The sequence below is a fragment of the Bacillus sp. FSL K6-0972 genome (assembly GCF_037976035.1).
Classification (GTDB): domain Bacteria; phylum Bacillota; class Bacilli; order Bacillales; family Bacillaceae; genus Bacillus; species Bacillus haynesii.
The window spans coordinates 916,126-942,604 of sequence record NZ_CP150260.1 but is presented as its reverse complement, the minus strand read 5'-3'; the positions used below and the strand labels follow the sequence as shown (position 1 = coordinate 942,604).

The window sequence follows — 26,479 nt, the reverse complement described above, 5'->3', positions numbered from 1 at the left end:
CTCATCCCTTTTCATCTAAAAATTGGTCAATCAAGTCGATTGAAAATCCTTTTCTGAACAGATACTGTTTGACCTTCATTTTCGTTTCGTATGATCCGTCATAACCGTACCTCTTCATCGCTTTTTCCCCATGCTTCTCAAGCGCTTCTCTTTCAGCGCTGTCGTCGTTTTCGTAATCCGTTTCCTGAAGCGCGACCGAGATGACATCGAAGGAGAATCCCTTTCTGACAAGGTGCTGTTCGATGGCCTGCTTCGTCTCTTTAGAGGACAGCTTTTTTTCTTTTTTCAGCACTTTTTCCGCATGCTTGACCGCGGCCTCGACCTGATCGGAAAACGAAAACGAACTGAGCGCTTCCTGAATCAGTTCATCATCGATCCCTTTCAATTTGAGCTCTCTGAATAGGACATCGGGGCCTTTACCGCTCGTTTTTCTATGGGTGCTGACATATGCAGCCGCAAATTCGCGGTCGTCCAAATATTTATAACTGTTAAGCATATGCAGAATTTCTGTAATTGCGGAGTCTGCGACGCCTTTTTTCTTGAGATGGTCTTTGACTTCCTTTGTCGAGCGCATCCGGTATGACAAATAATCGAGCGCTTTTTTGAACCCTTTTTTAACATCGTCTCCGTACTGAATCTCGATGATATCAAGCTCATCAAGCTCTTTGCCTTTTCGCAGGTCAAACTTGACGAGCACGTCCAGGTCGACGCTGAACGCATATTTTTCATCCAGAAAAATATTGACCCGCTCTTCATTGTTTTTCTGGGCAGAAATCTTTGTAATATATGGCATAAATAACTCCCTTCTTTTGTTTTCTTCTTTTACAATAAGGTTAATGATCATGAAAGGGAGGAATCATGATGAAGATTGCGATTGCCGGCGGGACAGGTTTTATCGGCAGGCATTTGACAAACGCCTTAACCGCCCGGGGACATCACGTCTATATTTTAACAAGAAAACCGGCTGAAACCGAACAAAAAAACATTTCTTACGTTCTCTGGCAAAAAAACGGCGCCCGCCCTGAAACAGAGCTGACCGATATCGATGTTTGGATCAATTTGGCCGGAAAATCGCTTTTCGGCCGTTGGAATGAAAAAACTAAGGAGGGGATCGCGACAAGCCGCCTCCGCTCCGTGCAGGAGTCCGCCCGCATCATACAAAGTCTTCAAAAGAAGCCGAACACCCTCATTCAGGCGAGCGCAGTCGGAATTTACGGAACCAGTCTTGAACAGACATTCACAGAGGAATCCCCCGCCTCAGCTGAGGATTTTTTAAGCAGAACGACAGCTTCGTGGGAAAAAGCAGCCGAACCAATCGAAGCGCTGGGCACCCGCACCGTCTGGATGCGTTTTGGCATGGTGCTCGGAAAGGACGGAGGCGCGCTCCCGAAAATGGCGCTCCCTTATCAATTATTTGCAGGTGGACGCATTGGCTCAGGGCAGCAATGGGTGCCGTGGGTTCATATCGAAGACGCCGTCGGCATGATTTTATCAGCGATTGAGCAGTCGCGGATGTCCGGCCCCGTTAATGTCACGGCACCGAATCCCGTTCAGATGGACACATTCGGACAAACCGTCGCGAAAGTAGAAAAACGCCCCCACTGGCTCCCGGTGCCCGAATTTGTGATAAAAGGCGTCCTCGGAGAAATGAGCATGCTCGTGCTGAAAGGACAGCGCGTCCTCCCGAAAAAAGCGCTTCAGAACGGCTATCATTTCTTATATCCCGATCTGGAAGATGCCCTGCATAACCTTTTGACATAGAAGGCGTTTTCCAGCGAAAGCCTTGTAGCTTTTCCTTTCCCAGCCGCGTAAAATGTAAGTATCTTTTTAGCAGCATACACGTACAGGGAAGGCAAATGGTGCGCCACCAGATCTCTGGTTTTAGTGGGTTCGATTCCCACCCCGAATTTTTTAATGGATGTGCAAGATACGCGGACAACTGTTTCCGCTAATTAAAAAATTCCGAGGGTGGATTCACGCGTCCCGTTCTGCTGTAAAAGCCGCCCTCAAACTAAGGAGGGGCTGCCATGCTGAAGAAACGGGAACTGACCGACTGCTATGCACTTTTTGAACTGATGATTCATCCGGATGTCTTCCCTTTTGTCAGAAATAAAGCGGAGACGATTGAAGAGTATATGTTTCATGTCAAAAACATGATCGAAGAGGAAGAACAGGGAAAGCTGATATCGCGAACAATACTTGATGAATGGGAAAACCCGATCGGCTGCATCAGCTTGTATGAAATCGAAGATCAAAAAGGCTTCCTTGGCACGTGGCTCGGCAAACCTTACCATGGAAAAGGCTTTAACCAGCGGGCGAAAGACGCGTTTTTTTGCGAGCTTTTTTATGAAAAACAAATCGAAGCCGTTTTTATGAAAATCAGAAAAACAAATATGCGCTCCCTCAAAGCAGCTGAAAAGCTCCCATATGCCGTCAAGTCTGATCTTGACTGGATCGGCAGCGACACATTTCACCTGTATGAAATCCCGAAAGATTTGTACACGCTGTACAGCATGAGAACATTCGAGGAGGAAAACCACCGGTTAAAAGAAGCTTAATACTTGTATAAATGCCGCTGAAACGGACAGCCTGTGAATAACTGAGGTTTTTAGGAGGCTTGAAAAGATGGCTGACAAGAAAAAACGGGAGCGTTTTAAATCCTCTCTGAACAAGACGCAGGAAGTCAGATATTCGCGCGAATTTAAAAGGGCTGAGCGCGCCGCAAGGGAAAAATCGTAATGCATAGCGGGAGCCTGATCAGCGAACAATAAGGCTTGACAGGCCGATTATTGATGAGGAGTGATCATATGGGCAGAAATGCAATCCACAAAAACCGTGACAAAAACAAGCAAAAACTCCCTCAAGTTCCTGATCAGTATAAAAGAGAAGCTGACGGAGTGTACGAAGAATATTCTGCAGAACTCGCCGATCAGGATGACCGCGAAGCACAAGCCCGCATGCAGGCAGCTGATAAGCGCGCGGAAAAGCGGCAGTCAAAATAATAATCGAGGCCCAGGTTTCCTGGGCCTCATTCTTTAAGTTAATTCAGTAAAAAGCTGTGCGGCCGGGGTCCTGTGCTTCGCTTCAGGAATTTCCGCAGGATATCCGATCTGCAAGAGAGCTGCTACCCGCTCATCGCGCTTCAGTCCCATTAACCTGTGCAATGTTTCATGAGAGAGAACTTCCCCGCTCTTCCATACCATGCCGATGCCTTTTTCCCAAGCAAGCAGCTGCAGATTCTGGATCAAACAGCTGACGGCTGCAAAATCATCTCGTCTGACCCGTTCGTTTTCGTCTTCTTTCATAATAACGAAGAGAAAAGCCGGAACGCTGAGAATATGCTCCCTGAACTTATTGATTTGTTCTTCCTGCATATTCGGCTTGAGCTCTTTAAACGCCGCTTTTAAATTGTCGGCATGCTTCTTTTTCCCGCTTTCCGTCCCGATATAAATGAACCGCCACGGTTCTGTCAGCTTGTGGTTCGGAGCATAAACCGCATCTTCCAAGAGTTCCAGCACCACTTCTTTCGGCACCGGATCCTGTTTAAACTTTCGAATCGTTCTTCTATTTCTGACGCAATCTCGGATACTTTGAATTTCCAGCGTGTCGTTCATGTGGCCGCCCCCTTAAATGAAAATGATTATCATTGTTGATTATAATGTTTACCGCTTGTGTTTGCAATGATCATCACTCGTTAAAAAAGGCGGTACCTGTTTTACACCTCAAAGCTTTGCTTTTCAGCAAACACAGCGGTTCCTGTCATACGCACTTTCATGATGCCGTTTTGTTCCGCAACTTCGATTTTCACTTTCCCGTCTTTTCCGATTTCCTGGCCCTGTTCAATCAGAAAATCAGTCCGGTCCTCTTCACAGAATTCCTTTCCGTACGTTTTCATATAAGCGCCCATCACTCCTGATGCCGTTCCTGTGACAGGATCTTCACTCGTTCCGGAATAAGGCGATGAAAAATGCCTGCCGTGAAGCTGACAATCCCGATGGATCGTCTCCAGGCAAAACGGATGGACAGACGCCCGCGGCATCTCGGTTAAAACGTTGGGGAATTCAGCTTGAACGGGCTTCATCCTGCGGATCGCGGCCAAGTCTCTCACCGGCACAAGCAATGTCCATATCCCTGTGCTTCCGTAAACAATGGGCAATGCTTCATGAAAGTCCGCTTCGCTGATCCCTAGCGCTTCCGCCAGTTGGCTTCTGCTTCCAGTGAAAGGCTGAAAACACGGCGGCGCCTGCTCCAACGTCACCAAAAACCGCCGATTGTCATCAGAGGCGGTATACACGGAAAGAACGCCCGCTTTTGTTTCGACCTTCAACTCCGCCCCGGCTTCGATCTCGCCTTTTTCCAGAAGCGCATAAAGAGAAGCAACAGTCGCATGTCCGCATAGATTCATTTCATGGCCCGGCGTAAAGTAGCGGATCCTTATGTCGGCCGACTCACTCGGCAGGAGAAAAGCCGTTTCGTTATAGCCTGCCCGTTCAGCGATCTTCTGCATCTCGCGATCGGTCAATCCGTCTGCTTGAAGCACGATGCCCGCCGGATTTCCCTGACCCGCCGTCTTTGAGAATGCGTCATATCTTAATACTTCAATTTGCTTCATTTTGATCCCCCATTTGTCGATTCGGTCCTTCCCTTCCAATCATTTGCAGTATACCGCCTTTCAGTGCTTCTTACAATGGCAATCTAAAAAAGACCGTTTTAAAAAACGGTCTCACTTTGTTCTCCTTCCGATCAGCCTTGTCACAAGGATCATCGTTACTGGGAGAGATCGGTTTTTCCGATAGGCTAAATATTTTCCCCGCCAAACCGGTTTATATTTTTCTTTAAAAGACCGCAGTCCGCTGAAACTGTACATGTAGCTGACATTGTTGAAAATCACGGCGGCTAATCGCTCCGTCCAGAACGACTGAAACGATGTCCCTACATTCGATAAAGGGGCCATTCCCATATTGAAGGCCGTGTAGCCCTGTTCTTTTCCCCATTGAAATAAATAGATGAATAGTGCATCCATGATTCCTTTTGGCGCTTTCTTCGAATAGCGCATCAGATCGATGGATATTTCCCCTTCGCGGTACATCGGCATGATATTCATAAACGCGACAATCTCGCCTTCTTCGCTTTTTAAAACGGCAATCGGCGCTTTTTGCAAATAATCTTCTTGAAAAAACCCGAGCGAAAAGCCTTTTTCTTTTTTGCGGCCAAGCCATTCATCAGATACCTGCCTCAACTCATTGAGGAATTCTCTCGAAAACGGCGGCTGTTCGACATGGAATGTATACCCTTCCCGTTCAAAACGGTTGTAAATCGCCCTTAATCCGGCCCGCTTTTTTCCGCTGATTGTAAAGGTGTCAAGGTCGACAATCGCCTCTTCTCCAAGCTTGAAAAAGCGGTATCCGAAATCATGATAGAGCGCCATGTCTTCTCGTTCGATCTGATAGAAAATGACAAGATACCCTTTTTGGTCAGCCGCATGGAGGAATTCTTTGATCACGAGTGGAAACGAGTCTTCCCGGCCGGACGGGTCGCCGAGCACAACGAGGCGCTGGCCGACTTTGGCGAATTGAATCAGCGCATTCCCGTCGCTTGAATAAAAAAACCGCTTGTCCCCCAAAAAGCCTAAATGGCTCAAAGCGTTGCCGCCTTTTTCTTCTAGGAATACCTCCAGTTTCTCCGGATCAGGCTCTTCACCGATCTCTTTCGTTTTCCTGTTAAACGCCCAGATGAAAACAGCGAAATACAGCGGAACGAAAAATAAAGCAAAAAACGTCGCGAAGTCGACATGGCGTTCACTGTGAATGAAATAATCTTTTACGAGAATATGGCCGAGCGCCTCCCAAATGTTTGAAGCGATAATATTGTAATTCAACAAAGTAAAGAGAAAGATAAAAGTTCCCCATGCGATTTGCCCGAATGTGTAGACAGCCCGCTCTCTTGTAAACTGCCCCCTCAGCAAGACAAACAGGGCAAACACCACAGGAATCATGAAAACCGCGCTAATATTAAAGCCTTTAAAAAGCGTGAACAGAAAGGCAAACGCTAAAGCGGTCAGCGTCATATAATAAGATCTCTTTGTCCTCCGATAAAGCTCCAGCGGCAGGATCAGCAAAATCAAGCCGAAACTGAGGGACACGCCGTTAAAAAACACGAGCATATACTTCGGAATATTCGGTATCAATGTAATCCTGTCAATCGGCAGTGCCACAGATGCGATCACAATCGCTCCGCTGCAAAACGCGATGACTGAAAGCGAGCCGTTCAACAGTCTGAATAGCAGCGCTCTGTGTAAAATCAACAGAATATTGGTCGTTTCTATTGCCGGGGCAATAATCGGCTTTTCTTCGAGCTTCTTCATCGTATTCCCAGTCAAATCGGCTGCTGCAAAAATAAGACCGAACACAAAAGGGATAAACGAATAGGCGATCCGGTAGAGCACAACCGCCGTCAGAGTGATTTCCTGATCAACACCTAGCTGGCTCATCCCGACCAAAAAAAGCAGGTCGAACGAACCGAATCCGCCTGGAACGAGACTGATCATTCCGGCTACAGATGCAATCGTAAAAACGCCGATGACGGTTTTTGTGTCCAATTCAACGCCCATCGTCACAAGGGAATAATACATAACCGCTGCAGCGGCAAACCACTCGATCACCGATGCCCCCAAATAAGAAAAGAAGACCGAAAGCCGCATGCCGTTTTCGGCTCCTGCGCTTCTCTTCTTTTTGATCATTAAAATGACGGCCGCACCTGGAGCGATCATTGCCATACCGGTAACAGCCAGCAGCACCCACGTTTTTTCTGTAAACAGATCCCCGGCAGGCAGAAACCCGGCAAGGACGAGAAGGCTGAGGACAGACAGCCCGAGAAGAATCGAAGACGCAAGCCAAGCGATCCCCCTGATCAGCTTCTTCACATCATCAACATGCTCTTTGTAAAGGATCGTTCTCAATCCTGCACCTGACAATCCACCGAACCCGAGAACATTGTTAAGTGAGTTGGCGATCCATGACACCTTGATCGTTTTCCATTTCGAAACCTTCATTCCGAGGGAGCGGACCAGAACAAAATCGTATAATGTCATCGCCAAAATGGCGGCAAGTCCGAGAAAAACTAGGATAAACAAGTCAACCCGATTAATTTGATCGATAATCAAAAATGTTTCTTTAAAAGACAGCCCGGCCAGTTCTTTTTTCGCTTGAAAAAAGACGAACAAAAGAACAGCCGCCGGAAACACGATCCTTAAAATCCCCAGCGCATTTTTTTTCATGAAAAACCACTTCTCTCTAATCACAGGATACATCCATCACGTTTTGGGTGATAACTCATATATCTTACCTTAATTTACCGGCTAGAAAAAGCAAAAACCAACGATTCCGCTGTTATGTTAGTGTTAACAATCCCCTCTGAAAACAAACGGTAAACAAAAAACGCGCCGAGGCGCGTTTTTTTCAGTTCCAACCCATTCTTTTTCGAAGTGCAGTAATATGGGCAATATGGTGGTGTGAGTGCCACACATAGAGAGCGAGCGCTTGATACAGCTTCATTTCATCTCCTGTGTCAGGATAAACGTACGCTTTTTCAAAATCCGTTTCTGTCAAAGATTCAAAAAGAGCGGCCCAGCGCAGATGCAGCGTGTTCAAAAGCGCCAGCGACAAATCCGGATCGAGCGTTCTGGCATCGGCAAGTCCGGCCCAATTCTGTTCGTCAAACGTGCGAATCAAAGGCGCCTCCTCTGTCAGCGCCAACTTGCTTCGAATATAGCCGTTCATATGGCTGTCGGCGAGATGGTGAACGACTTGCCGGACAGTCCAGCCTCCGGTCCGGTACGCCGTATCAAGCTGTTCTTCATTTAGTCCCGCCACCGCGCTTCTCAGGAGATGCGGCGCTTGCTTCAGGTCCCCGATCCATTTTTCCTGTTCACTTTCGTCCGCTTCAAGCGGTTTGGAAAAGGTACCGATCGGATATTTCAACTGATCCATTGTCTGTTCCTCCCCTAGTCGCAATACACTTCATCATGCTTTCCAAAAAGGTATTCGATCTGTTCATAGGTATTCCTTGCTTCCGATAATTCAGGCAGATTCTCCAATGAGAAAAAACCAAGGTTTTGCGTTTCTGTCCCCGCTTCCGCCTTGCCTCCGACAATTTGACAGGCAATAAACAGTTTATAGATGTGGAAGGCGGAAGGAGGATGGTTGTGGCGCTTTTTATCCATGACCGCCAAAAGTTTTTGCGCCTTGACCTTCAAACCTGTCTCTTCAAGCGTTTCTTTAACCGCGATTTCTTTCGGTGTAAAGCCGATGTCTGCCCATCCGCCTGGCAGCGCCCATTTACCGTCAGCTTTTTCCTGGACAAGGAGGAGCTTATGATCTTTAAAAATCACGGCTCTCACATCGACTTTAGGCGTTTGATAGCCGGATTCTCCGGCAAAAAGCTCTTTCACTTTTGAGAAATCGGTTTCCGCATAATCGGCAATGATTTCGCAGCTCAGCTCGCGAAGCCGCTCAAAACGTTCACGATCAAAGTCATCTTTTGTATAGGCAAGCCCCGCCTGGGCGATGGCTTGAATTTCCTTTGCCCAATCCAGCCATTTCACATCCTTTGTCATTCGCTGATCCCCCGATCTGCAGGAGCTATAGACCGGTAGACACGGTCAAGCCATTGCGTGCGTTTTTCTTCAGAGCTGTCTTTCACGCCGGCAAACAGCAGTCGCCTTACCCGCCGTACGCCGCAAAACTTCAACATCACATCTTTAACCGTGACCCAGTCGGCATCCCGCCGCCAAAACCGCAAATACCATGACGGAGCATCAGCCGTATAGTAAACCGATGCTGTTCGCGCCTTCAGCAGGCCTTTTGGCAGCTTTCCTTGATATGTATAGGCTTCTCCGGCGGCAAAAACGCGGTCAATAAATCCTTTCATGATCGCCGGCATTCCGCCCCACCAAAGCGGATAAATGAAAATCAGATGGTCGGCGTTTTTGACAATTCTTCGGTATTCGGCGGTTTCCGGGTCGTGCTTCATATCAGAACGCCTTTTCTTTTCATCAAATAAAAGAATGGGATCAAACCGGTCTTTGTACAAATCAATGACATCATAAGAATGCTTACCGTCCTCAAGCGCCTTTATGACTTGATTTAAAATGGCTCCGTTGAAACTGTTTGGATTTGGGTGTGCATATATAACGGCAGTCTGCATATCGCTCCCTCCTTTTCGTCCTTTGATGGAATTATATTGTTTATTTTGCAGAATTTAAAGAAAATGAACTTGGATCGAACATGATATGAAAAACCCTTTCCTTTTGAAAAGCCGGAAAGGGTTTTCTGTTTAGTTTGCCTTTTTCAGATCTTCATTCAGTTCTTTCATGATCGTTCCGCCGCCATGCTTCTCCCATTTCACGACTGCTTGATCAAAGCTTGTTTCATTGATTTCCCCGAGAATAAATTTGAATGTGGCATCATCCATGATTTTCTTCAATTCTGTTCCCCTGTCCATCTGTGCGGCAGAATACAGCGGTTCGGCCGGATTCTGGACTGCGATTGCCCGGTTGTCCTCCTCAAGCTTTTCATTTTTGGCGCGGAGCGGATCTTCAGCGCTTTTTAAAGCTTGTTTATTGATACCGATCAGCTGGTTTAACGGCTGAATTTCCGCTTCCCACAGATGGTAGTTTTCCTGTTTTCGAAAATAGCCGCTTTCGCCTTTCTTTTCATAGTGTACGCCTTCTATTCCATACAACATTAAATTGTTGAGGTCTTCTTCTGCGATTCTGTCAAAAAACGCGAGGATTTTTTTGACCTCTTCTTCAGTCTTGACGCTTGATTTCGAAATGGCGAACATCCCGCCATGCCCGCCGATCGCCCATGTTCGCTCCTTGCCGTCGGGGCCCTTGATCCGGTTTGCGATATCAAGCTGAAAGCCGGGGTTCAAAGCGAGTCCCTGATCACGCAAGTTCATGGCATCGCTCAGCGCGCCGATATAGATTCCCGCTTTTCCCTGAATCACTAAATCCTGCTGCTGCGTTTTGCTTGTCACCGCAAAGTCGCGGTTCATCAGGCCTTCTTCATAAAGCTTTTTCATATATGCCATTGTGTCTTTATAGGCCTCATGTTTAAAATAAGGGAACAGATTTCCGTCTTCATCCGTTCCCCATTCATTCGGTGCGCCAAAGTACGAAGCCAGGGTTTTAAACGCTCCGAAGGTGAGATCATTGCGGTCAGCAAGACCGATCGTGTCGTCTTTTCCGTTTTGATCGGGGTCCTGTTCTGTGAATGCTTTTGCTATTTTGTAAAGGTCATCAACGGTTTCCGGCATTTCCAATCCGAGATTGTCGAGCCAGTCTTTCCGAATCACGACTCCCTGCCTGGCCATCGGCCTTTCTCTATAAATCCCGTAAACTTTGCCATCAACCGAGATATTTTTTAAAATGGTTTTATCAAGTTTTTTTAAATTCGGATAGTCTTTTAAATACGGACCGATTTCCCAGAACATTCCCGACCGCAGCGCGCTGACAACCGCTGAATCTTCAAGATCAGGCAATGTCATCACTTTAGGCATGCTTCCGCTTGCAAGCGTTGTATTGATTCGCTCTTCTTTTGTTGAATCCGGAACCCAGATGAGCTTCAGCTTTGTATTCGTTTTATCTTCAATGATATCGAGCGCCTTCTCCTTCGGAGGCTGCGGCGTATGGAGCGGTACGAGCCAATCGATTTCAAGCGCCCCGTCCTCTTCTGTTGACGCCTTTTGCTGAGTACAGCCCGCTGAAAAAACCAAAATCAAGATCAGGCAACATAACTTTTTCATATGATCCCTCCCGCTTGATAAGAAAACGCTTTCAAGGAGGAATGCCCGACATGCTCCATCCTAAATATTTCATAGCCGAGCATTCTTTTTCGATTCAATATATGCAGAGAAAAGGATTTACCGAGATGAACGCGCCGCATGTTCATGAAGGCTATGAACTGTATTATCTGCTCAGCGGAGAACGCACGTATTTTATTAACCAAAGCGTCTATACCGCGGAAAAAGGCTCGATGATCATCATCAACCCCCATGACCTCCACCGAACGTCAAGCACGGAAGTTCAAGAGTTCGAACGCATCCTGATTAATTTCTCCCACGAGTTCATTGAACCTTTGCTTGAGTGCAGCCATTATCGGCTGCTTCCGTTTCCGGAAAACCAAAATTTCATCGCATTTTCCCTCCGCGAACAGGCGGCAGTCGAACATCTGCTGATGGAGATGAAGAAGGAGTGCAAGCTGAAAAAAGAAGGACATGAAGATGTCGTCAGGGCGCTGCTGTTTCAGCTGCTTTTTTCCATTTACCGGAGCCTTGCGGGCGGCGGACGCAATCAAACACGACCGCTTCACCCAATGGATGAAAAAATCTCGGAAATCGCCGCATATATCAATGGCAGCTTTCAAGAAACGATGACGTTAAACGGGCTGGCCGGACAATTTTATATCAGCCCATCCTATTTAAGCAGAGTGTTTAAAAAAGTGACCGGCTTTCATCTTCAGGAGTATATCCGGCACATCAGAATCCGCGAAGCGAAAAAACGGCTTCGTGATACAGACGAGAAAATATTGGACATCGCCGCAGATACCGGTTTTAAACATATCAGCCATTTTAATAAAGTGTTTAAAGAAATCGTCGGCATCCCGCCGCTTCAATACAGGAAAAAAAGCAGAGACATTTAATATGCCGTATAACGGAACCAGTCAAAATCAGCGGCGGCCTTTCTGCCGCTTCCGCCGTTATTGGCGAATACCCCGACCATCGTTCCCGTATGTCCCTTTGCATCACGCGACCCCTCATCGCTTAAGAAACGGGCGTCATCGGTACCGCCTGCGTGATGCCAATGCTTCCCTTCATAACTGTAGTAGAAATCCCTCTTTTGCTTATTGATGACAGCTTTTAAAAACAGCGGGCCGGCCTCGGCATGTTTTTCCCCCAGCGTTTTTTGGAAGCCGGAGCGATTTTCCACGACCTTGATCTTTAATCCTTCTTCATAGGTCAGGCAGCATTTCAAATAATTATTCGTGCTATAGTAACAGACGATCCCCGCTTGCTCTCCGGACGCCGAAGGTGAAAAGTCGAGTTTCACGCCGGCGCTGTATTGGTGGTGCTTTTCCCTTCTGACGACCGTATTTTTTGCACGGATGTCATGTAAATCCCAATCACCTGTCCACAGCCTGAGATATCCCGGTCTCTCGGTCAAAGACCAGCCGGAATGATCGGGATTCCTGACAAACTGCCAGTCAAGACCGAGCGTATCATCGTCAAAATCGTCGAAATTCTTTTCCTCCCATTTGACCGGAAGAAGGTTTGGAGCGCGCTGAACCAGGCTCGGGCCGTTCAAGCTGTTGATGACAAACCAGCCGTCATCCTTCCATTCGACGGGATCCAAAGCGGTCTCCCTGCCAACCGTTGTATAGTTTCCCTCATTGGGCCGTCCGCATAGATACACCGCCCACCATTCTCCATTCTGGGTTTCAACGAGCTTGCCGTGCCCTGCTCTTTGAATCGGAGCATCCGGGTCTGTCTGCGTTAAAATCGGATTATATGGGCAGGGCTCATAAGGACCGTACAAATGCGTTGAGCGTGCTGTCGTGATCGAGTGGGAATATCCGGTGCCCCCTTCTGCCAATATCGCGTAATAATAACCGTCTTTTTTCAGCAAATGCGGCCCTTCTGGCGCTCTTCTGCCGGTCCCTTCCCAAATCTGAACCGGCTCGCCGGAGACTTCTGTGCATTCGTCATTTAAAGGAAAGAGCGTGCAGGCAGGACTAAGCAGCATATAGTGCTTCCCGTCGCCGTCAACGAAGTGAGAAGGATCGATGCCGCTGCCTTCATCAATGAAAACAGGCTTTGAATAAGGGCCTTCAGGGCGGCTCGACTTGATCATGATCTGCCTGCGGATCAGCTTTCGGCCGTTGATGACGGTTGGTCCGTTCAGCCTGTGTGTCGCGAAAATGTAGAAGGTTCCGTCATGATACGAGATATCGGGCGCCCAAATGCCGTGCGAATCGTTGATATCAGACAGGTCCAATCCGTCATTTTCCGTGATTCCGTGGCCGATGATCCTCCAATGGACTAAATCTTTAGAGTGGGAAATAACGATTGCCGGGAAATACTGAAACGTTGAGTTCACCATGTAATAATCTTCCCCGACTCTGATGATTGAAGGATCTGGATGAAAACCGGTCAACACCGCGTTCGTATATGTGTGTTCACTGTTCATGGCATTCCCCCCCTGCCGGTTCGACACTGAACCAATCGATATCGCACCAGCCGTCCTGTCCGTCTGCTCCCCCGGTATCGGTGCAATATACACCTGTTTTGGCACCTGTCCACAGCCCGGGAACAGCCTGAAACGAATCACCAATTTGTGTGAAATGACGCTGATCCATGCTGTAGCTGAAACGGCAGAGCGCCTGTTCATCAACAGTCACGCGCAAATAGACCGTTTCCGCATGTACGCCGCGCTCTTCTGTTTTGACATCTTCCTGTTCACCTTCCATACGGCCTTTGTATACAGAAAGCCGATAACTGTTTTCAAATTTCGAAAAGCCGAGATAGGAATATTCCCTTCCCATAACAGTCAAGCCGGCCAGCATAGTGTCCGATAAGGCGTTTAGCGACAATTTGACCGTTGCTGTAAAGCCTGGCCCCGAAAATTTCTGCATCAGAAGGTTTGGCAGGCGGCTCAGTTTGAACGGATGCAGGATGCCGCGGCTGTACAAGCGAAGCCTGCCGGGACTGGCGCTGAGAGAGTACCATTCTTGCTTCGGATTTGCTTCCCATTGCCAATGAAGCGCAAGGCGATCTGAAGAAAAATCATCATTGGCATGGTCAAAGGGCTGTTTTCTTTCTTTGGCGTTCGTCTTCGGCTTTTCCCATTGCAAAACCGGTTCACCGATTCCGTCGCCGTTTATGTCCTCTCCCATCAGCGGCCAGCCGTCGATCCAGCGGACAGGTTGAAGGTGCACAACTCTGCCGAATGCTCCGCAATCTTGAAAGTGGATAAACCATGATTCTTCGGAATCTAGTTCAACCCAGCCTCCCTGGTGCGGACCGTTAATGACCGTATTTCCTTGGTGGAGGACAACCTTGTCTTCATAGGGACCGTAAATCTGCTTGCTCCGCAAAACCGTCTGCCAGCCTGTCTTCACCCCTCCGGCCGGGGCAAAGATATAATAATAGCCGTCTTTTTTATACAGTTTCGGCCCTTCAATCGTAGGGTGATTCATCGTGCCGTCAAAGACGATCTCTCCATCGTCTTCCAAAGCCGTTCCGTCTTTTTTCATCCGGCAAAGATTCAGCTTGCTCTTGATTCCGATTCTGCTGTTTGCGTAGGCATGAATCAAATAGGCATTTCCGTCGTCATCCCAAAATGGACAAGGATCGATCCAGCCCTTCGTCTTTTTGACGTGTATGAGAGGCTCCCATCCTTTAAACGGATCTGATGTTTTGCTCATGAAGATTCCTTCATCAGGCGTTGCGAAATACACCCAGAATTCCCCGTTATGGTACCGAATGCTCGGCGCCCATGCTCCTTTTCCGTGAGCAGGGGCCTCGTATTCGCCGAAGGGGAGCTCGTCAAACACATGGCTGATCAAAGACCAATTCACCAAATCTGTCGAGTGCAAAATAGGAATTCCGGGAAAACAGGAAAAACTTGAGGCCGCCATAAAAAAGTCGCTGTCTTTCCGAACGACATCCGGATCTGAGTAGTCCATGAACAGAACGGGATTGCAAAACCGTCCGCCGTCAATGTTCGGATTCCAGACAGGCGGATGTTTCGCCTTGCCAGTCAGGCTTTTTGCCATCAATTCTCACCCCTGTTCATTTCCAGATTTTCAATTTCATGTTAGCATAGCTGCTGCCCCTGAATCTTTGTTATTGATGTCTGTTTTTTCTCATTCTTTGCTTTTGTTGTCCTTTGATTGAATGGCATAAAAAAAAGGCGAAACTAAAGTTTCACCTTTTCAAACGGTCAATCTGATATCAATGCCTGAAGCCGGGTCTTGAACAAACCAAGCGTTTTCTTGATGGTCAACGGCATAACCTGAGCTTTTCAGTTTTTGTACGATGCGGTCAAGTTCCGTTTGACTCGGGAGAAGAACCGTGTAATACGCCATGCCTGCCGCATCAAGTGGAGCAAAAGGCGCATGTTGTCCGGCCCAGATGTTTAATCCGATATGATGATGGTAGCCTCCGGCAGAGACGAAAAGCGCTGACATGTGTTGATAATCTCCCGTGATATCAAATCCCAGTACAGAGTGGTAAAATTCTTTCGCCTGCTTCAAATCTCTGACGTGAAAATGGACATGTCCGATTTTTGTTTCAGGGGGAAGACCTTGCCATTCGTGACCATCGGCTTCTTCAAGAAGACCTTGGACATCAACTGGTTCGGTGCCCATCACGTAGTTCCCCTGGTCATCACGCTTCCATCCCTCGCGCGGACGGTCCCGGTAGATTTCGATTCCGTTTTGATCAGGATCTGACAAGTAAAGCGCCTCGCTGACAAGGTGATCTCCCTGGCCGAGTTCGATACCGGCGCGGATCAAATGCTTCACAGCCATGCCGAGCTGCCTTCGGTTTGGAAGCAAAATAGCAAAATGATAAAGGCCTGCTGCCGATCTTTCAGGGAGCACAACAGCATTTGGAATCTCCTCAATGATCAAAAGCGGATTTTTCCCGTCAACTGTGAACTCCGCCGTTTTGCCGTCCCGTTTTAATACTTGAAAACCGATCACATCCCTATAAAAAGAAACCGATCTTTCAAGACGGCTCACCTTCAGCTTGACATAGCCGAGCTTAGTGCCCGGGTGGATTTGCTGTGACATCTGTTTTTCCTTCTTTCCTTGATTTCAGGATGATTTCCCCAAGGGACAGCATGCGGCTTCCGCTCAAGCCCAGGTATACAGACATTGCAAGAAGCGTTACATCTAATTCATAGCCTGCGCCTCCATCCGTTCCCATGAAACCAGCGGATAGCTTAACAGTGAAAATGGCTCCCAGCATGACAATCGCAAATAAAAGGCCAATCACACGTGTACCGAGCCCGAGAATCATTAAAGCCCCTCCGGCCAATTCGATAATCGCTACGATATAGGCGAGAAAGCCCGGAATTCCGACACTGCTGAAAAATCCTACAGTATTTTCAATCCCGCCTTGAAATTTTGAAAGCCCGTGAAGCAAAAATGTAAGACCGGTAACCAAACGTAAAATAAATGCACCTAATTCGTATTTGTTGTTCATTATTTTCTCCTCTTTTTCAATTTTTATTTTAAAGACCAATGACGAACGCCAACTTTATCCATCTATCAACATATCATCCGTATGAGAAGCCAGCATTTTCCTCCTTTTTTCGTTCGTTACTTACTTTGTGTAAGTTAGTATATATAAATAACAAACTTACGTCAAGACATTTTATGAGCTTTGCTCATTCATTGATATACCGTTATAATAGACCTAGAGAGGTGAGGAATATGAGCCTATCATCTTTATGTCCGAAATTTGAAAAAGGAATGAAAATGATAAGTCAGCGCTGGAACGGATTCATCATTCACCAGCTTCTTAACGGCCCGCAGCGGTTTTGCCATATAGAATCTTCCCTTCCCATCAGCGGAAGGCTGTTATCCGAAAGATTAAAAGAACTCGAACACGAGGGCATCATCCACCGGCACGTGTATCCAGAAACACCGGTGCGGATCGAATACTCCCTGACTGAAAAAGGACAGGCGCTTGAACCGGTCCTTAAAGGAATGGAAAAATGGTCGCAGGAATGGATCGATCTGGACAATGCCCATGAACGGGAAAATCATTAGAAAAGGCGTGCATCTCGGGTGCATCGCCTTTTTGTTTTGCCGCTTTCATTTTATTCCGCATATTTTTCAGCTGAATCCCCATTCCCCGCCTTTTTAACGCTTGCCTGAACATCAATTTTTAATCCTCATATATTAAATAGGGAAAGATGACGAAGATATCCTGAGAGGAGAAAGAAATGCGGAGATGCTTGAAAATATTAGTTTTGATTAAAACGTTTTGGAAGACCATGCCCAAACATGAAGTAAAGTATAAAATGATGAAATCTCTGGAGGAGTTTGCCGAAGTCATGTATTGGCATACAGACGGCTATCTTCCGGATATATTGGACAAAATTCAATTTCGTCCTGATTTCATTTTCCATTACGACATTGCCTACGGCTTCTCATTGTCCCCTAACATTAGGGGGCTCAAGGATACAAACATCCCCACCGGCGCGTTTGTAATCGATTCTCATTTTAATAAACAGATCAGAAGCAGCTATTTCGAAGAAAACCAAATTGATTTAATTTTTTCAGTGACAAAAGAGCATTTTTTAAATGAATTCCCCCAGTACAAAGAAAAATTCAGATGGGTCCCATGGGCAGTTGATCCAGAAATATTCAAGGACTGGAAGTTGAAGAAAACGATAGACTATTTGCTCATGGGACTTGTACATGAAGGAAACAAAAGATACCCCCCAAAAGGAAAATACCTTTTTAGGGAGGCTGTACTTCAGGCGATGAAGCATGAAGAAGGGTTTGTTCACCACCCTCATCCCGGCAATGTCATAACTGACGAAAAAGAAATCAAGCAGGCTTTTTTGAATGAAAAGTATGCCCAGGAATTGAATAGGGCAAAGATATTTTTCACGTGCGGTAGCGCCCTCCGCTACCCGCTGTTAAAATTTTTTGAGGCCCCTGCCTGCAGAACGCTGTTGCTGGCGGAGCCAAATCAAGATATTTTCGATCTTGGCTTTAAAGACGGCACCCATTTCATTGCTTGTGAAGTTAAAGACTTTTATGACAAAGCAAAATACTATCTTCAAAACGAAAAAGAAAGGCAGCGTATCACAGACAACGGCTACCGTCTCGTTCATTCACAGCATACCTATCATGCGCGTGCACAAGAAATAGTAGACGCGATAATAGATTTTTTAGAGCAGCAGGAACGGTGATGAATTGATCCATTTTTCTTATCCGGCGGGATTCTTCCCGCACGCATTTTCTTTCCAGACATATATTTCTATTACTGATGATTTAAAAGATTTCGAGGTGAAAAACATGGGAACGGAAATGCCCGCTGAATTTTATGATCAATTTATTGACCGACATCTGATTCCACTTGAAAAAAGCCCTTGGAGAAAGGTGTATGAAGAAGCTGCACGTTTATTGCCGGAGTCCAAAGATGAAACGATTGTTGATATCGGCTGCGGCACAGGGAGATTCGCAAAGCTTTTATTTGACAAAGGATACAGAAAGTATTTAGGCATCGATTTTTCCAAAGGAATGCTTGAAGAAGCCAAAAGGTATAATCCCTCGTTTACTTTCATCGAAGGGAATGTATATGATGAGGCGATCGTCCGGATGCTGCAAAAATATCATGTTTTTGTTTTGCTGGAAGTGTTAGAGCATATAGAGAAAGACAAAGCGTTTTTATCAAGTCTTCCTCAAGGGAGCGATATGGTGATTTCTGTGCCTAACTACGATTCGCGCGCCCACGTCCGCCACTTCAAACATATTGACGAAGTCATCGAAAGATACGACGGCATATTGGATTTTCAGAACAGTGAAAAAGTCGTCATTAAAACATCTGAACGGCTGAAGAATGAAATTTACCTGCTGAACTGTAAAAAAAGATAATAATTGGCATGCAGCGAGCTAATGCGGATAACCTGTGAAGCGTTAGCTTGTCTCTGCATCAAAAGAGCATCCCCCAGTCGCACATGCAAGTCTCTGCAGCTTGCATTTGTCATTTCAGGAGATGCTATTTGCCCCGGCACAATTATGATTGATTCAGCAGTTTCTCAACCCTTTCACGGACTTGCGGAACCGAGAGACCGATGATAATTTGCAAGGCTTTTCCGTTTCTGACGACACCGTGAACGCCAAAGGACTTAAATGTACTGTCCGGCTCCACTTTTGACTCGTCATACACGCTGACTCTCAGTCTTGTCGCACAATTCGTCACTTCAGCAATGTTTTCCTTTCCGCCGAGCGCTTTAATGCAAAGAACTGCCTGATCGGTCTCAGCAATTTCCTGCGACGCAGAAACCTCTTTTTCGGATTCTTTTTTCGCCTTGTAATCTTTTTTTGAATAAAATTTTGTCTCCTGCTGCTGGTCTTTTTCACGCCCCGGTGTGGCAATATCCAATTTTAAAATCAAGAACCTGAATACGAAGAAGTAAATGGCGGTGAAAGACAAGCCGATCAAAATTTGAAAAACATAAGTGCTGCCATGCTGATGAAACAGAGGTATCCAGTTGAGCGTTAAAATCTCGATTAAACCGCCGCCCATATTTCCGACCACCCCTGCAGCATACATCAAGGTCGCCATCGTCGCGGCCAAGAGACTGTGCACGAAAAACAGCAGCGGCGAAATGAACAAAAACGTAAATTCAATCGGCTCCGTGATCCCCGCAATCACCGCTGTCAGCGTGATCGGAATCAGCAGACCGGCAACGATTTTCTTCTTCTCTTTTTTGGCTGTTACATAGATCGCGAGCGCGATTCCCAGAATTCCGAAGATTTTAGAGTTTCCGTGGAGCGCGAATCCGCCTTGAGGAAAGAGTTCTTTCAACGGCACAGAGCTTGCTGAGAACTCGCTGAGATGCTGCGCCCAATAGGTGACAATTCCGCCTTCAACTACAGCCGGGCCGAATACAAATGGCGTGTAGATGAAGTGATGCAGGCCCGTAGGGATCAAAATTCTTTCCAAAAATGTGTAAACCCATACGCCGAAGGCTCCTGAGGCGATAAGGAAGCTTTGCAGCGACGCAATGCCACCCTGCACCATCGGCCAAATCCACGCGGTCGCTAGTGCTACCGGAAGCATAATCGCGAATGAAATGATAACGACGAATGAAGAGCCTTGAAAAATCCCTAAAAAATCGGGCAGCTTCTTATCAAAGTAGCGGTTGTGGATATAAACGACAATCGATGAAATCAGAATCGCCCCGATAATGTTCGTATCAAGGGTTTTGATGCCGGCAATTTCCGCAAGCCCGCTTGTTCCTCCGGCTTCCTGAGTCATATCAACACCGAAAAAATCGCCCCATACAGTCAAAATGGCGCTGACAAAATAATTGAAGGTCAGATAAGTAGTAAGCGCTTCCAAACATGCCCGCGCCTGCGCTTTTTTCGCCAGTGCGATCGGAATTCCGACCGCAAACAGCAGCGGCATTTGCCTGAAGACGGTCCAGCCGCCTTCCTCAAGGATATACCAGAATTGATACCAAAAGGTGTCCTGACGGGCAAGCGATCCCATCAGCTGCTCATTTTTAAATAATGTGCTGAGGCCCACGACGATCCCGGCAAAAGCAAATAGCAAAACCGGCACAAACATGGCGCTTCCGAACCGCTGTACTTTTTGCATCAATGTGAATCCCCCCTGTTATTCCTGATTTTTCTTTTCTTCAGCATAGTCGACATAACTGCGAAACAGCGCTTCCCCAACGAGAAAAAAGGGCGCAAAAGCAGTCAGTTCTGTTTTTGGACAAACCGTCACCGTCTGGCTCGGCGCATAGAGATTGTAAGGAGTGAGCTGGGCGAGCAGATTATTTTTCAAATTGGTTAAAGAGATAAAAGGAATTCCCTTTGCCGAGAGAGACTGTGCCTGCGGAATCAGCGACGGGGTTTCTCCTGACAGCGAAATGATGATGATCAGATCGGCCGGGCTAAAATCAGGAAACATAAGGTCGAAATCGATTTGATCTTTGATCACCGTCAAATAACGGTGCTGAGAAACAAACATTCGCTGCAGCTCATAAGCGCACGTGGTCTGAGCCGTACCTGAACCATAGACAAAAATGCGGTCTGCTTCGTCAATGAGCTGACACATCTTTCGCAAATCCGTATTTTTCAAATACTTCATGCTCGCTTCCATATCCCTCATGAGGCTTTCAAAGGAACGGCAATCTTCCCGCTCTTCTTCCCGTTTCTCGGCCTCCCATTTCAGAAACACCCTGAACTCGCTGTATCCGCTGAAATCCAGTTTTTGTGAAAGTCTTAAAATCGATGTGCGGGATACATTGCACTTCTTTGCTAATTCGTTGATGCCCAGCTTGTAGCAAGTGTCTTGATGGTTCAAAATATATTTCAATACATGAAAATCGTTTTCATTCAATTTTTTATAATGCTTGTTCATTAATTCTTCCAACTGCATCATTTTCACCCCATTTATTCTCTGTCTCTATTATATAAAATACGAGAATAAATGGGAGATATGCCTGGGCTGACCGGTATGGCTCAGGAGCCCAGGCGTTGTCATCCTTAAAGCGACGGCTGAAGATTTTCCGCGGAAAGCTCCGGCCAATATGCTTTGTTCGCTTCAATCAGATCATCGAGAATCAGTTTGGCTGTTCTTGCATTCGGCACGGTCCGCGACAAAATCAGGGCCTGCCAAAGTTTTTGATACGATTTTTCAATCCAGGCTTCAACGACAAGCTTTTCAACAGACACCTGCTGTTCCATCAGCCCTTTTTGGAACTGCGGTATCTTGCCGATTGTGATCGGCTCCGGACCGTTTTTGCCGACAATGCAAGGTACCTCAACCATCGCCGATGAATCGAAGTTTTGGATCGCTCCGTTATTTTCAACGATTAAAAGCATCCGTTCACCGGTATTAAACGCAAGGGCGCGCGCAAGGTCGACAATATATGAAGCATGGTCATCAATTTTGATTTTGCTGCCGGCGCTGGATTGGGCTTTTGCGATTTTTTCACACTCGCCGAAAATGAATGTCTCGCGCCCTTCCATTACTTCGTTCGCCCGCGTAAATTCAGGGTTTGATTTTTTCACCATGTCATCGGGATAAAAATAATATTGCAAATACGTATTTGGAAGCGTCTCAGGGTCGAGTTCATATACTTCCCGCGCTTTTTTGAACGTGTCGTTCCAGCTGGCCTCAGCCTTTTCATGTTCATGTTCCGGAATATAGCCGAACTTCCTGACATGCTCCTTGATCGCCGGCATCAGATCGTTGCCGTCTTTGTCACAGATTGACGTCCACCAGCCAAAATGATTAAGACCGTAATAACGGACGACCATCTCTTTCCGCGAAGACAGTCCGAGAATTTGAGCCATCCTGTCTTCGATACCGATCGGCATATCGCAAATGTTCAGCACTTTTGATGTCGGCCGCAGCCTTCTCGTCGCTTCGGCAACAATTGCAGCCGGGTTTGAATAGTTCAGCATCCACGCATCAGGTGAATAAGTTTCCATATAATCAATGAGCTCAAGCACGCCGCCAATCGACCTCATCCCGTACGCAATTCCTCCGGGTCCGCACGTCTCCTGGCCGACGACTCCGTATTTCAGAGGGATTTTTTCATCGAGCTCACGCATTGCATATTTGCCGACTCTGATATGAGCCATGACAAAATCAACATCGGAAAACGCCTCTTCCGGATCGGTTGTCGCTAAAAATTGAATGTGCGGAGCCCTTTCTTTAACCAACACTTCACAGGCGCCGGCTATCTTGTCTTGCCGCTCTCCATCATTGTCATACAATTTCAGCTGACGGATCGGGAAATCATCCAGATTGTCCAAGAGCATCAATACAATCCCCGGGGTAAATGTGCTTCCTCCGCCTGCAATGACAATCGAATACGTTTTATCCATTTTTAAAGCCCCCTTATAAGCGTTTACAATTTACTTATATCATGCTGAAGGAGCCGTTCCAACAGGTTCGGGGGAGACAGTTCCTATACTCGCGTTCTGTTTATTTTCCCGAAAAACGGGAACTTTCCCAGCCGTTTTATGTCGTGTAGAATAAAGGCAATCCACCTAAATTGGAGTGTGTTGTTGATGCTGATCGCAATCGGTTTATTTTTACTGGCGGGCTTGGCTGAAATCGGCGGCGGCTATCTCGTATGGCTGTGGCTGAGGGAATCCAAACCGCTGTGGTACGGGTTAGCCGGAGGGCTGACTTTAATCATTTACGGCATAATCCCGGCTTTTCAGGCGTTTCCATCGTTCGGGCGCGTCTATGCCGCGTACGGAGGCGTATTTATTGTTCTGGCTGTGCTTTGGGGTTGGCTGGTGGACAAAAAAACCCCCGACCTCTATGATTGGGCCGGGGCTGTGATCTGCTTAGCCGGTGTCAGCGTTATGCTTTGGGCGCCGAGAGGCTAAAGGTTATATTTTCGAAGCCGCTTGTAAAATGTGCTTCTTGGAATTCCGGCCAGCTTGGCCGCTTCGGACACATTTCCATTCGTTTTTTGCAAAGCTTCCATCATCGTTTGTTTTTGAACACGTTCTCTGAATGTGAGACGGTCTTCTTCAGAAGGTGCGCCGCTTTTCCAATCGAGTCCGTCCAGCACCGCGCTGTATTGGGACGGGTCGATCAGCCCGCCGTCCGGAAATAAAACCCTGAGCCTTTCAAACGTATTAAAGAGCTCACGGACGTTTCCCGGCCAATGATATTCTTGAAGCCGCTTGAAAAAAACCGGCGGAAACTCGGCCTTCCACTCGTGTTGTTGTTGATAGTGGCGGAACAAATCAGGTATGTCCTCTATGCGCTTTCTGAGCGGCGGTATTTTTACGGGGTAAACATGAAGGCGGTAATACAGATCTTCACGTATCTTTCCTTTTTGGAGAAGGTCTTTCAGATCACGGTGTGTTGCTGTGATGATTCTGATGTCAAGCGGAACTTCACGGGTTCCGCCGATCGGAGTGACCTTCCGCTCTTCGATGATCCTTAAGAGCGCCACTTGCATCTGATAAGGGATCTCGCCGATTTCATCGAGAAAAATCGTACCGCGGTGAGCCTGTTCAAACTTTCCTTTTGAACCGCGGCGCTTTGCTCCTGTAAATGCGCCTTCGGCATAGCCGAACAATTCGCTCTCCATCAAGCTTTCAGGAATGGCGCCGCAATTGACGGCGATAAATGGGCCGTTTCTCCGTGCGCTTGCCTGATGAATGGCCCTTGCGGCAAGTTCCTTTCCGGAGCCTGTTTCCCCCCATATGTATACATTCGCATCCGTCTTAGCCGCAAGCCTCATGTCGTTAAGCGCCTGCTGAAACGCCCGGCTTGTTCCGGTTTCTCCCGGATAGATGAAACGGGATACGAGCGATGGGGCTGTTTTATTGCGGGACACTTCAGCGAGTGCAATCGACTTTCCGAGGGGCCTCCCGTCTTTGGCGGAGAAAATCGTCTGCTTGTGCACCCCGGCAACCCCCCGCTCATACAGATCATTGACATTCATTCTCCTCCAGTCGGAAAAACGTTCCCGCACCGGTCTGCTTGCGGCTACGATTTTTTCTTTTTCATTGCAAACGATAAACAACTGATCCGAATCGATTTTTTCAAGACAATGGCTGATGAGCTCCGCTTCGTTTTTTTTCGTGTACACGCTGACCTCGCGTTCGATGGCGTGTGCGGCAGTAGCAGCCATCCCAAGCATAAAGGGATGCCTTCTATCCGTGAGACAGGAAATATCGATCAAACCCATAACGGTGCCGTCTTCATCGCGAATCGGTGCAGCAGAACAGCTCCAATGGTGAGAGGCGACCGAAAAATGCTCGGTCCCGTGAATGGTGACAGCTTCGCCGATTTCAAGTGCGGTTCCGATGGCGTTCGTGCCGACTTCTGTTTCCGTCCAGCGGACCCCTTCAACAAAATTGATTTTTTTCGCCTCTTCAAGCGTCCTCCGGCATCCGGCCATGCTTAATACGTACCCGTCGGCATCGATCAGGAGCGCCATCATTTCCGACTCTTTTAATTCACGGCTGATATTGTGTAAATAAGGCAGGGCGATATCGAGAAATAACGAGTGTTTCTTTTTTTGAGCGTTGAATAAATCCTTTTTTAAAATTGACTGTCCTTTATCTAAATACGGATTTACATTTCGGCTTTTGCAGCGGTACCATGATTCCATGACTCTTTTGTTCAAGCGGGCCTGGTCAAGGAGCCCTTCCTGAACAAAGCGTTTCCACGTATTTAAATAGCAGGGCGTCGGATTCATTCCATCCTCTCCTAATGCTTTTTCCTCATTATATTATAAAAGCGCTTTCAATATCGATAAAAAAAACTCCGCACTTTTCCGCTGTGCGAAGTTTTCCCTTATTCAGCAGTGAATGGCCTGACCTGCGGCTTGCAGCAAAGCTTCGTGAATCGTTTCTGAAAGAGTCGGATGGGCCGCGATGAAGTGCTCCATTGCGTCTGCCGTCAGCTCAGCATGCATTATCACGGCTGCCTGGCCGATCAGTTCGGTTGCTCCCGGACCCACGATCGAAACCCCGACAATTTCCTGATACTCCGGCTCTATGATGATCTTGACCTTGCCGGCAGTCTCATTTAAAATAAGTGCTTTTCCGTTTGAAGAAAACGGAAACTCTCCGATGCGAACATCCCCGTAGCGCTCCCTCGCCTTTTTTTCATTTAAGCCGACGCTTGCAATCTCAGGCGAAGTATAGATGCAGCGCGGTATGATTTCACTGTTGACCTTCATGTCTCGGCCTGAAGCATGGGATGCGGCGACGGTTCCTTCGTGAAAAGCGGCATGCGCCAGCTGAGCCCCGCCTGTGATATCCCCGCACGCATAAATATGCGGGATGTTTGTCTGCATATGCTGGTTGACATGAATCCCTTTCCTGTCATATTTGACTCCGATATGCTCAAGCTTCAGATCAGCAGTCCTCGGCTTTCGGCCGACAGCGACAAGACATCGGTCCGCTTGAATATTAAAGCTGTCATCGCCATTTTTCAGAAAGATGCGCTGCCGGGCAGGATCAAGACGATCCACTTGTACAGATGTGAAAACACGGACGCCGGACTCTTCGAGACTTGTGCGAAGAAAGGCGGCAATATCCGCATCTTCCTCAGGTAAAATCTGTTCCGCCTGCTCGGCTATGATTACGTTTGCTCCAAGCCTGCTGTATATACTGGCAAATTCACAGCCGATGATTCCTCCGCCAATGATAAAAATCGTTTCAGGGATGGACGGCAATGACATGGCATCTCCGCTGTGGATAATCCAGCTCCCGTCAAAAGACGCAAAAGGCAGTGCGGCAGGTGCCGCCCCTGCCGCTATAATCACATGCCCGGCATTGACCACATCCTGTTTTCCGTCCTTTTCAACAAGTATGTCGTGTTCGGACAAGAACGATGCTTTTCCTTGCAGCACCTTGATTTTGTTTTTATTCATCAAATATTCAATACCCCCGGCAAGCCGCCGAATGATCTCTCTTTTACGGTTTTGGACGGCCTGCCACTGAACCGTCGGGCTTTCACCTGACAGTCCGATGCCGAATGCACCGGCGGACTTTACTTTCTCGAACATATCGGCGCTTTCAAGAAGCGCTTTTGTCGGTATGCATCCTTCATTTAAACACGTCCCTCCGAGGGGGCCATCTTCAATCAGGATGACTTCTCTGCTATTCTTGGCGGCTGTAATCGCCGCCACGTAACCCGCCGGTCCCCCTCCTATAATTGCAAGTGTCAC

The 26,479-nt window shown here is 47.3% G+C and carries 26 protein-coding genes; 9 read left to right on the top strand and 17 right to left on the bottom strand.

Translation table 11 applies throughout. The features are described 5' to 3' along the window. Position 1 precedes the first annotated feature (1 nt). Positions 2–793, bottom strand: coding sequence for a recombination regulator RecX (recX, locus tag MKX80_RS04655; RefSeq protein ID WP_154996906.1), 792 nt, complete (start codon positions 791–793; stop codon positions 2–4). Between the two features lie 68 nt (positions 794–861). Between recX and MKX80_RS04650 the strand changes: the two genes are divergently transcribed. The 4 genes from MKX80_RS04650 to MKX80_RS04635 all read left to right on the top strand — a co-directional run bounded on the left by MKX80_RS04650 (position 862) and on the right by MKX80_RS04635 (position 3,002). Continuing rightward, positions 862–1,761 (top strand): TIGR01777 family oxidoreductase, encoded by a 900-nt coding sequence (locus tag MKX80_RS04650; protein WP_268335246.1) that lies wholly within the window; start codon positions 862–864, stop codon positions 1,759–1,761. A gap of 266 nt (positions 1,762–2,027) precedes the next feature. Continuing rightward, positions 2,028–2,558, top strand: a complete 531-nt coding sequence (locus MKX80_RS04645) for a GNAT family N-acetyltransferase (RefSeq protein WP_182068951.1) — start codon at positions 2,028–2,030, stop codon at positions 2,556–2,558. 67 nt (positions 2,559–2,625) lie between these two features. Next, complete coding sequence (locus MKX80_RS04640; protein WP_154996904.1) at positions 2,626–2,739, top strand: YfhE family protein; 114 nt, start codon at positions 2,626–2,628, stop codon at positions 2,737–2,739. Between the two features lie 68 nt (positions 2,740–2,807). Continuing rightward, the gene (locus MKX80_RS04635; protein WP_020450618.1) at positions 2,808–3,002 is read left to right on the top strand and encodes a YfhD family protein; all 195 of its coding nucleotides are present in this window, start codon (positions 2,808–2,810) and stop codon (positions 3,000–3,002) included. Positions 3,003–3,035: 33 nt separating this feature from the next. Here the strand turns inward: MKX80_RS04635 and MKX80_RS04630 are convergent, their stop codons facing one another. The 7 genes from MKX80_RS04630 to MKX80_RS04600 all read right to left on the bottom strand — a co-directional run bounded on the left by MKX80_RS04630 (position 3,036) and on the right by MKX80_RS04600 (position 10,806). Beyond that, positions 3,036–3,614 (bottom strand): nitroreductase, encoded by a 579-nt coding sequence (locus tag MKX80_RS04630; protein ID WP_154996902.1) that lies wholly within the window; start codon positions 3,612–3,614, stop codon positions 3,036–3,038. 101 nt (positions 3,615–3,715) lie between these two features. Then, on the bottom strand, positions 3,716–4,612 hold the full coding sequence (locus MKX80_RS04625; RefSeq protein ID WP_268294232.1) for a PhzF family phenazine biosynthesis isomerase: 897 nt from the start codon (positions 4,610–4,612) through the stop codon (positions 3,716–3,718). Between the two features lie 111 nt (positions 4,613–4,723). After that, positions 4,724–7,276, bottom strand: coding sequence for a bifunctional lysylphosphatidylglycerol flippase/synthetase MprF (gene mprF / locus MKX80_RS04620; RefSeq protein ID WP_268342529.1), 2,553 nt, complete (start codon positions 7,274–7,276; stop codon positions 4,724–4,726). Positions 7,277–7,457: 181 nt separating this feature from the next. Beyond that, positions 7,458–7,988 (bottom strand): YfiT family bacillithiol transferase, encoded by a 531-nt coding sequence (locus tag MKX80_RS04615; RefSeq protein WP_268294233.1) that lies wholly within the window; start codon positions 7,986–7,988, stop codon positions 7,458–7,460. 14 nt (positions 7,989–8,002) lie between these two features. Then, positions 8,003–8,614: an NUDIX hydrolase gene (locus tag MKX80_RS04610; protein WP_154996894.1), complete on the bottom strand. Its 612-nt coding sequence runs from the start codon at positions 8,612–8,614 to the stop codon at positions 8,003–8,005. Continuing rightward, positions 8,611–9,204 (bottom strand): NAD(P)H-dependent oxidoreductase, encoded by a 594-nt coding sequence (locus tag MKX80_RS04605; RefSeq protein WP_268294234.1) that lies wholly within the window; start codon positions 9,202–9,204, stop codon positions 8,611–8,613. The genes MKX80_RS04610 and MKX80_RS04605 overlap by 4 nt, the downstream gene beginning before the upstream one ends. A gap of 129 nt (positions 9,205–9,333) precedes the next feature. After that, a complete protein-coding gene (locus MKX80_RS04600) occupies positions 9,334–10,806 on the bottom strand; it encodes an extracellular solute-binding protein (protein WP_154996892.1) in 1,473 nt (490 codons plus the stop codon). 50 nt (positions 10,807–10,856) lie between these two features. Between MKX80_RS04600 and MKX80_RS04595 the strand changes: the two genes are divergently transcribed. Next, positions 10,857–11,702, top strand: a complete 846-nt coding sequence (locus tag MKX80_RS04595; protein WP_154996890.1) for an AraC family transcriptional regulator — start codon at positions 10,857–10,859, stop codon at positions 11,700–11,702. On the opposite strand, the gene MKX80_RS04590 is transcribed toward MKX80_RS04595, so the two are convergent. The 4 genes from MKX80_RS04590 to MKX80_RS04575 all read right to left on the bottom strand — a co-directional run bounded on the left by MKX80_RS04590 (position 11,699) and on the right by MKX80_RS04575 (position 16,269). After that, positions 11,699–13,246 (bottom strand): glycoside hydrolase family 43 protein, encoded by a 1,548-nt coding sequence (locus MKX80_RS04590; RefSeq protein ID WP_268342528.1) that lies wholly within the window; start codon positions 13,244–13,246, stop codon positions 11,699–11,701. The two genes, MKX80_RS04595 and MKX80_RS04590, sit on opposite strands and share 4 nt — an antisense overlap. Next, the gene (locus tag MKX80_RS04585) at positions 13,236–14,834 is read right to left on the bottom strand and encodes a glycoside hydrolase 43 family protein (protein ID WP_268342527.1); all 1,599 of its coding nucleotides are present in this window, start codon (positions 14,832–14,834) and stop codon (positions 13,236–13,238) included. The genes MKX80_RS04590 and MKX80_RS04585 overlap by 11 nt, the downstream gene beginning before the upstream one ends. Before the next feature lie 159 nt (positions 14,835–14,993). Beyond that, positions 14,994–15,854 (bottom strand): VOC family protein, encoded by an 861-nt coding sequence (locus MKX80_RS04580; protein WP_154996884.1) that lies wholly within the window; start codon positions 15,852–15,854, stop codon positions 14,994–14,996. Then, complete coding sequence (locus MKX80_RS04575) at positions 15,826–16,269, bottom strand: DoxX family protein (protein WP_154996882.1); 444 nt, start codon at positions 16,267–16,269, stop codon at positions 15,826–15,828. Before MKX80_RS04575 ends, MKX80_RS04580 begins: the two co-directional genes overlap by 29 nt. 230 nt (positions 16,270–16,499) lie before the next feature. Between MKX80_RS04575 and MKX80_RS04570 the strand changes: the two genes are divergently transcribed. The 3 genes from MKX80_RS04570 to MKX80_RS04560 all read left to right on the top strand — a co-directional run bounded on the left by MKX80_RS04570 (position 16,500) and on the right by MKX80_RS04560 (position 18,677). Continuing rightward, positions 16,500–16,838 (top strand): winged helix-turn-helix transcriptional regulator, encoded by a 339-nt coding sequence (locus tag MKX80_RS04570; protein WP_154996880.1) that lies wholly within the window; start codon positions 16,500–16,502, stop codon positions 16,836–16,838. Positions 16,839–17,014: 176 nt separating this feature from the next. After that, on the top strand, positions 17,015–17,992 hold the full coding sequence (locus MKX80_RS04565; RefSeq protein WP_268318161.1) for a glycosyltransferase: 978 nt from the start codon (positions 17,015–17,017) through the stop codon (positions 17,990–17,992). 106 nt (positions 17,993–18,098) lie between these two features. Continuing rightward, positions 18,099–18,677 (top strand): methyltransferase domain-containing protein, encoded by a 579-nt coding sequence (locus tag MKX80_RS04560; RefSeq protein ID WP_154996876.1) that lies wholly within the window; start codon positions 18,099–18,101, stop codon positions 18,675–18,677. A gap of 142 nt (positions 18,678–18,819) precedes the next feature. Here the strand turns inward: MKX80_RS04560 and MKX80_RS04555 are convergent, their stop codons facing one another. From MKX80_RS04555 to glvA, 3 genes are all read right to left on the bottom strand, one after another. Further along, positions 18,820–20,412 (bottom strand): alpha-glucoside-specific PTS transporter subunit IIBC, encoded by a 1,593-nt coding sequence (locus MKX80_RS04555; RefSeq protein WP_154996874.1) that lies wholly within the window; start codon positions 20,410–20,412, stop codon positions 18,820–18,822. Between the two features lie 15 nt (positions 20,413–20,427). Further along, on the bottom strand, positions 20,428–21,198 hold the full coding sequence (locus tag MKX80_RS04550) for a MurR/RpiR family transcriptional regulator (protein WP_043925869.1): 771 nt from the start codon (positions 21,196–21,198) through the stop codon (positions 20,428–20,430). 107 nt (positions 21,199–21,305) lie between these two features. Further along, positions 21,306–22,655: a maltose-6'-phosphate glucosidase gene (gene glvA / locus MKX80_RS04545; RefSeq protein WP_154996872.1), complete on the bottom strand. Its 1,350-nt coding sequence runs from the start codon at positions 22,653–22,655 to the stop codon at positions 21,306–21,308. Positions 22,656–22,838: 183 nt separating this feature from the next. Here glvA and MKX80_RS04540 point away from each other — a divergent pair, with 183 nt between their 5' ends. Further along, entirely contained in the window at positions 22,839–23,168 is a 330-nt protein-coding gene (locus tag MKX80_RS04540) for a YnfA family protein (RefSeq protein ID WP_186807203.1), read from the top strand. Here MKX80_RS04540 and MKX80_RS04535 read toward each other — a convergent pair. Together MKX80_RS04535 and lpdA are read right to left on the bottom strand one after the other, a co-directional pair. Next, positions 23,165–25,000 (bottom strand): sigma-54-dependent Fis family transcriptional regulator, encoded by a 1,836-nt coding sequence (locus tag MKX80_RS04535; RefSeq protein ID WP_268342526.1) that lies wholly within the window; start codon positions 24,998–25,000, stop codon positions 23,165–23,167. The two genes, MKX80_RS04540 and MKX80_RS04535, sit on opposite strands and share 4 nt — an antisense overlap. A 102-nt stretch (positions 25,001–25,102) precedes the next feature. Beyond that, on the bottom strand, positions 25,103–26,479 hold the full coding sequence (gene lpdA, locus MKX80_RS04530) for a dihydrolipoyl dehydrogenase (RefSeq protein ID WP_154996865.1): 1,377 nt from the start codon (positions 26,477–26,479) through the stop codon (positions 25,103–25,105).